A 12,440-nucleotide genomic window follows, 5' to 3' on the forward strand; every position below is an offset into this window, starting at 1 on the left:
ATTCCGATACAGCCCATCAATCCCACCAGAAGTACCAGACGGTGGACTGCCGCAGGACATCCGCCAGATTGCCCACAGTGGGGTCATCCTGCTCCTGGTCCACGATGTCCGGGCAGAAGCCGTACTGCTCTGCGGCAACTTCCATAGCCTGTTCCTGGGAAACAGGGGCCGGGAGCAGGAACTCCAGTTCATCGTGGCTCATGGCGGCTGGGATGGCACCATGCTGCTCGAACCAGTATTTCGCCACTGCCATCAGGTCCGGGGTGTCAGGACACTCATTCCAGTTTCCAAAGGGCAGGTAGGCGAAGATTTCCCAGGGGTTCTTCACCGGGATCTTGGCCAGAATGAGAGGATAGGTCATGTGGCTGTCCGAATCCCAATAGCAGGAGAAGCGGTCATTGTCATAGCCGCCCTCCATCTCGCCCAGGACTTCCTCATCCCAGTCCATATCGTCATCCTCGGCCTCCGCTTTACGCTGGCCGACCAGTTCCTCCAGAACTGCCTTGCTGTCCTTGATGGGGGCGGAGAGCATCTTTTTACGGTACTCCTCCACGGTTTTGAGGTCAAATTCATAGCAATCCGCATCATGCTCCGGGTCGGCGTTCATTACCAGACACTCCAACAGCGTTTCGTCATCCGCCTTGATGAGCACCGGCACAAAGCCTTCTTTGACACTTTCCCGTTTGGCATAACCGTAAGCGGCCATAATGGGGTCATCGTCCTTCATGGAGGGGAAATAGGTGCATTCACAGTCCAGATACTCCATCAACGCCTCAGCCAGTTCGGAGGGTTCCAGTGTGTCCTCGTCGAAGTCCTGTCCTTGCCAGTTGGTGAAGCGTTCCTCAATCGCCTTTGCCATGGCCTGGTAGTAGTCCTCATCAAAGGGGATGAACAGGTAGGCTTCATCCCGGAACTCATCGGAGTGATACCGCTCCGGGCCGAAGAAGCGGTGGGCATTGTCGTCAACATCGGCGGGATAGTAGGGGCTGTCGTCCTCTCCGTAGTAATAGCCCGCAAAGGCGCGGCCTTGCTGATTGAATAGCACAGAGAACAGACAGCCGTCCAGCTCATCCCGGATAAACGCCCGCAGATCCACGCTAGCAGGGTCGGCTTTGACCTGTTTGGCCACTTCGCCGTATTCTTTCAGAAAGTCCTCGCCCATCAGGTCGTGCTCCATGCACCAGCGCAAGTAGATAGCCATGTGGTTATAAGCATTGATGGGGTCAATGGGCAGTTCCTTCTCCTCAATGCTCTCAAGGTGATAGGAAGCGTCGTCCATCTCACCGTCAAAATCATTATTGGAAAGGGTACCACGAGTGACAGCATCCTGGCGGGTGGGGTTTACCACAAAACTGATCCCCCTCATCTTGTTCAGCAGAGCGTCTGCATCATGTTCCAGTTTATAGTCCAATTCATCCGCATAAAGCGGGATGACCTGATAGAAGTTGATTTCCTCGCCGCCTGGGAGGGTGCAGACCTCGCAGCCATCCTCCGTACCCTGGGGACCGATCAGGGTAGCAGTACACAGCTTGGTGTTGTCTGCAAATGGTTCCCGGTTCTCCACCGTATGACCATGCCCCAACCAACTGTCACAGTTGATGGGCAGACGGGCCAGGGATTTTAACAGACGGATGGGCCAGTACCACTTTTCGTCTTTCATGGACTCCTGATCCAGTTTCCAGTCCGCAGGCAGTGCGATGGCTAGCTCCGCCCGCTCCAGCTTGTACTCCGCCAGCTCCTCCGGCACATTCATCCGGTGGGCGCCCATGCCCATCGTCACCAGGGTGTAGTAATCCCGCTCCTCTGTGGGCGGCACCACGCAGATGTCCACATGGATGTCGGGGGAAACCAGCTCGTGGAACACATTCTCGAACTTGCCGAAATACTGCTGGATGTGCCCCTCGACGGCCTCCATCTCCTCCTCGGTGTAGACCTCGGGCTGGCTGCCTCCTTCCGAGGACCAGAGGGTGTCTGTCTGCTCCGTGCCATCTGGATTGATAAAAATTTGGAAGTATTCCTCCTGATCCGTCAACTTGTAAAGAAGACCGATGCGGCAGTCCAGCCCAACCAATACTGTGTCCAGGCGGGCAACCCTGCCGTCCGGGTGTTTTCGCTCCAGCCAGTCCCCGCTATCCAGCCAACCTTTTAGTTTCCACAGCCATTCTGGGCTCAGTTTGGACATGCCGCCCTCGTTCATCTGGAATACCAAATCCATATTCCTGTAAGGGAAATGGGTGAAGGGATTATTTGGTTCGTATTCCTCCGGCTTAGGGCCGAATATCTTCCAGAAGTCCTCCAGCCCCTTCTGACTGACCGTGATGCAGGAAATGGAGCGCTGCTTGTCATCAGCGTCCTCATCCAACCCCATCTGGAGTTTCCGATCCAGATCCGGGTTGATCCAGTGATACTCCATCTGTTCCAGGGTGGCACCGGTTTCGATCTCTTCCCGTAAGACGGTAAATTCGTGGTCTCCGGGCTCTATGGCAAGGCCCCGCTCCACCGCCTCCAAAGCCCCGGCTTTATCTCCAAAGTGGGCCCGCAGCTTGCCCACCTGAAGCCACACCCAGGGGTAGTCTGGTTCCTCCCGAGCGCCTTTTTCGGCATATTCCATGGCCTCATTCAGTTTCCCGCAGTACATGAGGGCCACAGAGTAGCGGTAGTACCAAGCAGCGCAGCCTTTGGCGTTCTGTTCCGAGTCCTTCATCCACTCCGCTGCCTTGCAGTAGCAGCGGTAGGAGTCCAGATTGTTGTAAGCGAAGGAGTACCACAGGGCGATTTGAAGATCCTGACGGGCCTGTTTTTCTGTAAATCTTCCTTCCTGAATGCCTTGTTCAATAAAGTTATCCAGCCACTGAATCATTTTCCCGAAATAGCCCGATGCACCGTCATCAAAGGACTCCAAAACTTCGATATCCTCCGCTGAAAGGAGGGAACCTGTCTCGGGCTGGCCGGGCTCCTCATCCTGAGGTCCTTCACCCTCCGGACCGTCCCCACCGTCATCATCCGGGCCGTCATCCAGCGGCTCCCAGCTGATTTTCAGGGTCATCTGCTCCTCCGGCAGAGAGACTCCGGGGCTGCGGGTGATGGTGTGCTTATCATCTGCCGCAAAACCGATGGTCTCGCCGTCTTGTAGCGTCACATCACACGCCAGCACATAGGAGGCAAGGCTGGCCAAAAAGTCCCGCAGATCCTCCGGCTCGGCGTCGGCGTTCAGCACCTCCATCTCCTCCTTGCCGAACACATCCATGCCGTAGGTGTAGCCGTTCAAGCCGCCCTCGCTCTGGTACAGACCGAACCAGACCCAGTTGAAGATGGGCAGTTCGTCCTCTTTGAGCATATCGGCAAAACCCTCATAGAACCGGGGCTCAAATACCACGCCGCTGGTGTAGATGCCGGTGGCATATTTCTGGCGGCAGCAGGCGGACACCATCTTGGTGAACAGCTTGCCCTTCTCCAGAACTTTCTCCTCCTTGCCCAGAACCGCTACCATGATGTGGCCACGGTGTTCCTTGGCCACTTGGACTGCATCCTCCCACATATAGTTGTTTTCCGCATTTACCTCAGCCTCACCACCGGGGATAGGAGAGGAGGCCAGGCTGACGGCGGCCAGCATATCGCCTACTTCAAACACCAGGGCGTCATCGTCCTTTTCCTCGCTGGTGTCGTATTCATCCACGGTGATGTCCCACTTTTCCTTCATGTCCCGGATGAACTGCTCTTTATCCCATTCTGCCTTGGACAGGAGGACAAAGCCGGTGAAGACGCCTGTGTGGCTGTTTTCCTCCCCGTCAGCGTCATCTTCCTCGTCGAGATCGTCTGTATCTTCTTTATCCGGATCATACAGGGATTCATGTTCCAGGCCCCGGATAAATTCCTCAAAGCTGTCTGCCAGATGGGTAATCTTGTAGTCGTTTTCCTGATCCACATGGACCACCGCAGGCTCTCCCTGGGGGCCGCAGGCCCGGTAGTCCAGGAATATCATATCGTGCCCGGCGCTGGGACAGTCGCAGATGGCCACGCCGATGGCGGGATACTCCCACTCGTCGATCATAAACTGGCTGCCCAATTCCCCGCAGAGGGAGCAGCTCTTTTCCCGCCCAATTCCAAAAATGCCGGTGATGGCCACATGGTCCTCCGCCCAGCAGGTGGGCTCATCGCAGGGATAGCAGGTGTTCACCGGGATCCCGCCGTTGTGCCGCTTCATCAACCAGATATAGGCGGCGGGAAGCTTGTAGCCCAGCTCCTCCTCCACGCTGGCGATCAGCTCGTCAGAGGGGGGCTCACTGACATACTCCTTCAGCGCATACCAATTATCATCCCAGAAGTTGGTGAGGTCGAAGCCCTCGAACGGGGTGTTGCCAGGTACGAATTTGGCCTTCTTGTTCCGGCTGCGCTGGCGTTTCCGGATCTCCGCCCTGCACTCCCGAATCACCGCCGGGGCATTTTCGTCCTCCGGGTCCAGCTCCGCCCACCGCCGGGCGTAGGGGATGGCCTTTTCCTCCTGCCCGTGGAGATACTGATAGCCGTAGGCCATCCGCATATTCCACTCCGCCTTGTCCCGGCCCTCCTCCCGGACGGACTCCAGTGCCTCAATGGCCCGCAGCAGGGCCTTGTCCCCCTTGTAGTTGGGGGTGCCCTCGTCGTGGTCCCCGATGATGGCATAGTTCTCCAGCGCCCGTGCCAGGGCGTAGGCGGTGCGGTAGTTCCGCCAGTCCTCCGGGATGGCGTTCAATGCCTGGATGCAGCGGGTGTACTCGTCCTCGTCGTTCCACTGCTCCAGTTGCTGGAAGAATGCTTCTTCGTTCTGCGGAGTGTAAGGGATATAGTCCATGCCTGTCAGCGTTTCGTCCAGCTCGGGGGCCTGCTCCTCATCGTCCGGTTCCTCCTGGGGCGGTGTTTTCAGGTTCACTGTGCCCGCTTCACGGCGGAAGGTGTGGAAGCTGGCCCAGGGGATGTCGCTGTCCTCAAAGAACGCTTTCGCCATGTTCAGTGCCTCTGGGATGTCCCAGGCGATGAAGTCCACATAGCCGCAGTAGAGGCCGGTGGCTCCGCCAGTGAGGGTGAGCACCTCCGGGCCGTCCCCGGCGGTGAGCACTTCCTCCAGCTTGTCCCGGAAGTCGAAGATCTTCTCCGTTCCTTCCTCCTCCCGCAGGGTATCCAGAGGATAGCAGAAGAAGCCCGCTACTGCGCCGTCGGCATGGAGATCGTCCATGAAATCATTGTCGGCATTCAGATAGCCGTTGATGAGCGGCACACAGCAGGTGGAACCGGCCATTACATCCAGCCGCCAGTCAGCGTCCGGGTCCTGTTTGGGTTTCATTTCGTAGCCAAGATAGCTCTCCAGATAGGCTTCCGGATCAGTGGAGAGCTCCAGGCCCTGCTCCCGCAGTTTGTCGGGCAGCTGGGACAGGAGGAAGGACGGCTCTGCCTTGGGTTCCTCCAGCACATCAAAGCTGTCTATGTATCTCATGTGGGGGATCTCGCCCAGCACCTGATCGGTGAGGGTAGTGAGCATCCACCAGGCCCGGCCTTCCGCCTCACGGAGCATGGGCAGCAGCTTTTCACAGTAGACGGAGATGGCGAAGCTGTTCTCCCCCTGCTCCTCCAGCCAGATCTGCACATCCTCTCCGGAAATCTCCCAGCCATCCTCGGTGCGAAGGCCGATGTTCTGGAGGGGCTGACGGCCCACAAGGATATTCCAGTGCTCCAGTACCTCCTTGGGGGCGTGCTTCTGGAAATAGACCAGCTCAAACAGCTTGACCTTGTCACCCTCCGGGGTGAGGATCAGCTCATGCTTTTCGCCGTTGAAGCCCATCTCGAAGGAAATCTCGTCAAAAACCAAATTCAGGGTTTCCTCCATTTGGGCCATGATCTCCGCACCTCGGGTGTGGTCTTTGTCCTCATCCATCATCTGGCGCAATTCTGCTTCCATCTCGGCAAAGGTTTCCCACCAGTCCTCTGTCCGCTCCCGGAAGCACTCCGAGAACTGGGGCAGGGAAATGCCCTTCTTGCACCAGTCAATAAACTCTTTGGTGTCCTCATCACCGGGGCGGGCTTCCAATGCCTTTTCAAAATATCGCAGAGCCCGGCCCTCCTGATCCAGATAAAAGTAAGAGTAACCCATGCGGAAGTTCCAGCAGTGGTCGCCCTCGAAATATTCCGCGTGGGGCTTTAGCAGGGCGATGGCCTTCTTGAGCATATCCTTGCCACCTGGCTTATATGGGTCTGCCAAATTGTTATAAGCCCGGGCCAGCTCGCTGTCCTCCTCAGGGGTGCGCTCCTGGGCGGGGATGGCCTCCAGCGCGTCAATGATCTTCTGATATTCGTCGTTTTCATTCCACTTCTGGCACTGCTTCAAAATGTCCATATCAGGCTCCTCCTCGTCCTGTTCCGGTTTCCAGTCTTTGATCTGCTGGAACACACCATGCTCATCCCGCTCAAAGGCGCAGGGAGCGGGGGTGTTCAGCAGAGGGATGATGTCGGGATCGTCGTTGCAGATCGTATTCAGCTTGTAGATCCCGGCATTGTTGGGGTCGTCCATGTACGCCTCGCTCTCGTCACCAGCGGTGAAGCGCCAGCCGCTGTCCCAGTCGCCGTCCGGCTCCTCACGGTAGCAGTAGCCAACCTTGCAGCCCTCCACCGTGATACGGTTGGTGGCGATGCAGCCATCGGCACCCTCCCAGTCGGGAAGCAGATGTTTCACATCCTCCGCTTTCACATGGTAGCTGCGGTTGCGGCCGGCGGACTCATACAGCTCCTTCCGCAGGGCCTCCACATCCCGAGCCATCTCCTGGATCTCCTCGTCGTCCATCATCTCACTGAGGTCATATTCCAGCGGGTTCTGCGCAAAATCCGCCAGGGCCTTGTTCATGGCGTCGTGCTCCTCCGGCGTGGCGGTGACGCGGATGCGGCGATGGGGGGTGTGGTACGAATCCAGGTCGTGGAGGTCTACGCCGCCGCTGATGCTGCACTCCAGCAGGACGGCGGCCAGATCGGTGACCACATCAATGGCGAAATGAAAGTCCATCTCCACGCCATTGGAGTGGGTGAATTCCAGATACTCCACAGTCTGGCGGAAGTCCCAGGTCTGCTTGTCCAGCCCAATCTTGGCAAAAATCTCGCTGAGGGGGATCTCCTCCTTTTTCTGGTCCTCTAAAAATGCCACAAGGTTCAGGCTGTCATCCGAGCCTCCCATAAAGTTGCCCCAGTATTTTTTGATATACATCTGTCACGCCTCCTTCAGTCTTTTTTCTGTAAGTAGTAGGTTCCACATCGGCCCCACAGCCGGGTGTCCAGTTTTTCCTTTCTGATGTCTGCCACCTGCCGAAAGACCGGCGCACCCCGGATGCAGGCTCCCACAAAGTAGAGGGCTCCGCAGCTGCGGCACTGCATATAGTGGCAGGCGGTATAGTGCTGTTCAGCGTCCAGCACCGCGCCGGTATCCTCCAGTGGGCAGTCACCGGCGAACAGTTCCATGTCACCTTGCCGCTCCAGTTCCATGAGTTTCTGGAGAAGCTGGTCATATTGGCGGTGGGAGATGCTGCCGTCCTCCTTCATCTGTGCCGCCAACTGACCACAGGAGGGGCAAACAAGATTCTCTTTTTCCATTCGTATCACTCCGGTCTATCCATCAAACTCCACCCGGATAATGGGCCGATAAAAGTCATAATCTCCGTTCAGTTCCTTGTCCTCCTGCACTTCCGGCTTACAGTGGGGAGAACAGGGCAGGAAACCGAGAAAGATTCCCAGTCCGCCGCAGATGCTGCGCCCGCCATCACCGCCGCAGGTGGTAAGTCTATCAGCCTGCACCACTTCCCGCATATAGGGATCGTAGGCGATGGACAGGCCGAAGAAGTTGGGTTCCTCCATATCGAAGGGTTTGTCCTCATCCTCTGGGCTTTCAAAGTGGTGCAGGTGCATGGAGTAGTCCATTCCATCCCCCCAGGGGAACAGGGTGCGGCACCCGCCGCCACACAGGTAGGCCCACTCGTCCGCCGTGGGCAGCGAAAGCCCCTGCTGTTCCAGCCCGGCAAGAAGCGCATCGTAGTCTGTGCGGCTATAGATCCAGGTCTGAAATCCATCTTCTGTCCGTTCTATGCGAGCCGACTGGTGCAAGGTAAGACTGTCAAGGTCGCTCCAGGCAAAATCACGGAACTTCTCCAGCCAGTCAGGGTGGGCAGTCAGCCTGGGATCGTCCATCTTGACCGGCTCCCAGCAGAGTTCCTCCAGCTCCCGGCCCACCAGCATGGGGCCAATGGCCGCCTGCCGAACGGGAGCCATGCTTTCCCGGACCATCTCCTCCGGGTTCTGCGGTTCCATCTCCCACTCCTGAAACAGGTACTCCAACTCCTCCCGGCTCTCCTGATTCAGCCCCACGGCAAACTGCTCCCAGCCCAGGGTGATGGTATCGCCTGGGACAAAGACGAACTCCCGGCCATCTTTCTCGAAGATACCGGTGGTGCAGCTCTGGCCCCAGCGGTCAAAAGTATGTAGACCGAGAAAGGTCATAGTATAACGAGCAGCCAGGCGTTCCATCAGTGCCTGCTTCTCGGTGGTTTCCATTTGATTGAATTGGGGACGGGACAGTTTTTCGTTCATGGCAAGTCCTCCTTCGATTCGTTTTGCGTGTTCCAGCAGATAGCTCCGACCATCCTGCTTGGCCCGCTCCAAGTATTGTGGAAGCAGGTCGGAATGGATGGCGTCCAGCGAAATCAGAACAGCGATCCGCTGGTATTCCTGAAGTTCAGGAGAGTAACAGTTGCGCTCCCAAAACAGCGGAGCAAATTGTTCCACACAATCGGGACGCAGAGCGGGCATCGCCAAAAGTGCCCGACGGCTCACATATTCATTGGGGTCCTTTGCGAAATCCATAATTATATCCCTGACTTTCTGACTACATGAGCATTCCGGCAGATAGGCGGCAAACTGCCACTTGGCCTCACTCTCATTGGAGGCTGCGGCCCTGCGGCAGAGGCACTCGAACCATTTGGGATGGAAAGTGGTCTCCTGTATAAACCCCTCCGCTTCGTTGGCCCTGGCGATCAGATAGACCATCTCATCCAGCAGGACGCTGTCTGCCGTTTCTGCATCCGTTTGGGTCAACACATGGCAAAAGGCGCTGTAAGTGTCATTCCAGTATGGATAATCGACTTCCCACGCACCGCCAATCTCCTCGGCGGTTTTTCCGGGATAAGTGATTTCCTGCCACTGATGAAATTTTCTTGCCTGCTCCAGCAGGCACTCCCTGATGTCTTTTGCCATACGCTTACCTCACGATTCTTTGCGCCATTTCTCCACTTTGTCATTTTGAGATGCCCGTTCTACACTGTGAGCCGCCTCTGTCAACAGCGCAGGAAGTTGATCCCTATCTGCCGCTTCATACCGCTTGACTGGATGCGTCCAATCAAAATTATGAATGATGGAAATGATGTATCTGTCCTGATACCAGCCCATATCCAACAAAAATCCGTTTGGATATTCCACTTGCAGCATATCTTCTTTTTGTGTGTCATCCAAAAAGGTAACTGTTCCAGTGCCAAAATTCACCTTGCGCCACGCTTGAACCATCGTTTGTCCTCCTACATCCGATTCAGATTCTCTTGCAAATCGCCCTGCATCAAGTGCTGGGCAATGGCTTGGTTCAGCTCTTTACGGGGGTGATAAGATGCTTGTTCGGCATCATGGACACATTCTTTCATCAACGCTTCTGGAGAAATGCCTTCCCGTTTGCCATAAAGATGGCCGAAGGCATAGCACACGGACTTGAGAAAGTCGAAAATATAGTCATGATTTCCACGCATACTGGGCAGGTCGTTGAAGGAACCCATGCCGCCGTATGCCTGAAGATGGTGGGCGACCTCCCGCCGCTGGGTCCAGTCCTCAATATCCCGCTCCAGCCAGTCGATCCAGTTTTTGAATTCCGGGTGGTCCGTCTGTAAAATCGACCGCAGACAGATTAGAGCCTCGGTATAAATATCGGTCTGTTTCATCCAATTTCTCCTGTCCCCTTTAATTCTTCATTGTAGGTGTGATTCTGCCAGATAGCCTCAAATTCCGCTTTCTCTATGACGCAGGCGTGGAACTCCTCGCCCCAGACATGGGTGTTCAATTCCTCCACGGTGGGAATCGGCGTGATCTCGATAGCACCGTCGTAAAGGTCAGGGATGTTGCGGGTGCTGCCATCCGCAAAGATGTCAATGGAACGGAGGGCCAGCCGCTCATTTTCTGTATCCACTTCATAGAGGATAACCGGCGGTTCTTCCCCCGGTGCGCCCTCCCAAAAGAGCTTGATGTATTCAATCATCTTGATGCCCTCATCCTATCATTTGAAATAGTAATACCAATTCCCGCCAAATTCCCGGTCACATTCCTCCTGAGAGGCAAAGGTGCAGTCCTTGATTCCCTCAATGGGGTAATGGCGCTTTGTCAGCTGCTCTCTGTGATAGGAATTGACCTGTTCCGTCAGTCCGCTCTGCTGTGCCGCTTCTAATTGTACGTCGGTGGCAAAGATGTAGGACACGAAGTAGTTTTCCGGCTGTATGTATGCGCCGAACTCGACACTTTGCTCTATATCAGCAAAGTGTTTTTTCACATCCTCCATACAGGCTTCTATTACTTTTTGCCATGCGAGCTCCTGTTCCTTATTTCTCATGTTCCACCTCTCCTTTGCCCAGATAAGCCCCCATCGTTTTTTCATCGTCACAGGCCGCTCGGATCATCTTGGACAGCAGCATCAAATCGTCGATGTATTGGGAATACACGCAGAACACATCCTTGTCGGAGTCGAAGTGAAACAGGTCCTTGCCGCTGTTGTTTTCCTCAAACTCCCGGATTACGCCCCGGACAAGCCGCTCCCAGTCCCCGCTGCTGCCGGTCAGTCCCAGCCGGCAGAATTCCTCTGCCCGGAATCCGTCGCTGATCTTCAGCAGAAGGGAGATTGCATAGGGGTGGTGGGGAATGAGAAAGAATGGCGCGATTTGCTCTGGTTTCACCCAAATTTTGAATGGCGGGCGCGGATCAGGTATCCAGGGCAGGATTTCCCATTCATTATCCTGCCTGTTTCCGTATTGGCAAAGGTCTTTCATGGTGTTCTCCTTTTCCGGCATATCAGGAACCGATCTGCCCCCCGTTTGTCGGGCGGAAGATCCTGCGGCCCGCCAGCAGCTCCTCCAGCTTTTTGGCCAGCGCCTCCACAATGGCGTGGCAGGGATTTTCGTATCCCACGATCTCCAGCTTTTGCAGCTCGATACAGTGGAGCGTTCCGTAGAAGCCCAGCATAAACTCCGTCAATTCAGCGATCATCTGGTAGCCTTCCATGTTGTCCACATCCGTCTGGCCCTCTTTGGCGGTCGTCAGACCGATGATCCCCACCGCCACGGTAAAAGCGCCGCAGCAGGACTGCTCAGTCTGCATCCCAAGGCCCATGACGGAGAACATCTTCCGGGTTTCCTCGGATAAATTCAGATGGTAATATTCATTGCAAGCCAGAAACATCGCCTCGGCACAGGTCAGGTCTGTGCCGATGTGGTAGTGGTTGACCAGTTCATAGAGTTTCATTGTTCCCATACTGTACTCCAATCGCAAAGCATTTCATTCTGCGTCACCCGGCGCAGTTCGTCCCGTACCTCCATCAGCGCAAAGCCCAGCAGGTTCTGTCCACGCCACTTCATGGGGTCCTGGACCTCCGGGGAGCTGGCCGAGAGCCGGATGCCCCAGATGGCATCGTAGGGGCTGGCCTCCACCAGCACACTGTCCCCGGTGGAGAGGAGAAACTCCCGCAGTTCGCGGTTCTGGCTGAATTTGTACCAGTTGCCAAGCAGCACAATGGCGTATTTGAACCTGTCCCATACCTTCTGGTCAAAGCCCCGCACCTTGCGGCCCAGGGCTTTGATCTGCTTTTGGTCGCTGCATTTCAAAATCTGCTCCCGGATTTCACTATCCCCAAATAGCCCGGCTTTGCCTGCCATCATATACTGCTCCATACAGAGGTAGGTGTCGGCAACAGACCAGAAGTCCTCCATCCACCACTGGCTGAGGCAGCTTTTTGTCAGCTGGCCGTCCTCAGCAGGCTGATGGCCCCAGAACAGGCACAGCTCTTGCGTTCTCCCGGCGGCAAACTCCTGCTGGAGCCACTGCCGGGTGTACTTGGGCTGGCCCTCCGGCTGCCACACCTCCACAAAGAAGCCGCCATGCTCCAGCACCTCGCTGCTGTCCTCGTTATCCCACCAGCCCTTCCAGGTCATCGGTTCGGGGAAGAGGGCGCGGTATTCCGCCCGCTCCTCCGGCGAGAGAGTGTCCAGCCAATCGCCAAATCGGTATATGTAATCCTCCCCATAACCCATGCGCCAGCCAATGGAGTATCGCTCGATCTCCCGGTGGGCCAGCCAGGGGGGAGGCATGATTTTCTTATCTTGTAGTGCCATAGGATTTGTCCTTTCCCA

The 12,440-nt window shown here is 56.1% G+C and carries 10 protein-coding genes; all 10 read right to left on the reverse strand.

The features are described 5' to 3' along the window. Positions 1-16 precede the first annotated feature (16 nt). A complete protein-coding gene (locus WKS99_RS06450) occupies positions 17-7,225 on the reverse strand; it encodes an immunity protein Imm33 domain-containing protein (RefSeq protein WP_340405577.1) in 7,209 nt (2,402 codons plus the stop codon). A gap of 14 nt (positions 7,226-7,239) precedes the next feature. Then, entirely contained in the window at positions 7,240-7,608 is a 369-nt protein-coding gene (locus tag WKS99_RS06455; protein ID WP_240287984.1) for a hypothetical protein, read from the reverse strand. Positions 7,609-7,623: 15 nt separating this feature from the next. Beyond that, positions 7,624-8,598 carry a hypothetical protein gene (locus tag WKS99_RS13470; RefSeq protein ID WP_374740645.1) on the reverse strand — a complete coding sequence of 325 codons (975 nt, stop codon included), beginning with the start codon at positions 8,596-8,598 and terminating at the stop codon, positions 7,624-7,626. Positions 8,599-9,270: 672 nt separating this feature from the next. Then, positions 9,271-9,567: a hypothetical protein gene (locus WKS99_RS06465; protein WP_243201020.1), complete on the reverse strand. Its 297-nt coding sequence runs from the start codon at positions 9,565-9,567 to the stop codon at positions 9,271-9,273. Positions 9,568-9,578: 11 nt separating this feature from the next. Then, positions 9,579-9,989, reverse strand: a complete 411-nt coding sequence (locus WKS99_RS06470; protein WP_147571317.1) for a DUF6966 domain-containing protein — start codon at positions 9,987-9,989, stop codon at positions 9,579-9,581. Next, the gene (locus WKS99_RS06475) at positions 9,986-10,303 is read right to left on the reverse strand and encodes a DUF6881 domain-containing protein (protein WP_340405579.1); all 318 of its coding nucleotides are present in this window, start codon (positions 10,301-10,303) and stop codon (positions 9,986-9,988) included. Before WKS99_RS06475 ends, WKS99_RS06470 begins: the two co-directional genes overlap by 4 nt. A gap of 18 nt (positions 10,304-10,321) precedes the next feature. Further along, on the reverse strand, positions 10,322-10,651 hold the full coding sequence (locus tag WKS99_RS06480; RefSeq protein WP_240287975.1) for a hypothetical protein: 330 nt from the start codon (positions 10,649-10,651) through the stop codon (positions 10,322-10,324). Beyond that, positions 10,641-11,084 (reverse strand): Imm51 family immunity protein, encoded by a 444-nt coding sequence (locus WKS99_RS06485; RefSeq protein ID WP_240287973.1) that lies wholly within the window; start codon positions 11,082-11,084, stop codon positions 10,641-10,643. Before WKS99_RS06485 ends, WKS99_RS06480 begins: the two co-directional genes overlap by 11 nt. A 22-nt stretch (positions 11,085-11,106) precedes the next feature. Further along, on the reverse strand, positions 11,107-11,565 hold the full coding sequence (locus WKS99_RS06490; RefSeq protein WP_240287971.1) for a C-GCAxxG-C-C family protein: 459 nt from the start codon (positions 11,563-11,565) through the stop codon (positions 11,107-11,109). Then, positions 11,553-12,422, reverse strand: a complete 870-nt coding sequence (locus WKS99_RS06495; protein WP_340405580.1) for an NADAR family protein — start codon at positions 12,420-12,422, stop codon at positions 11,553-11,555. Before WKS99_RS06495 ends, WKS99_RS06490 begins: the two co-directional genes overlap by 13 nt. Positions 12,423-12,440 lie beyond the last annotated feature (18 nt).

The sequence above is a fragment of the Flintibacter sp. HCN-6482 genome (assembly GCF_037892565.1).
GTDB lineage: Bacteria > Bacillota > Clostridia > Oscillospirales > Oscillospiraceae > Lawsonibacter > Lawsonibacter aceti.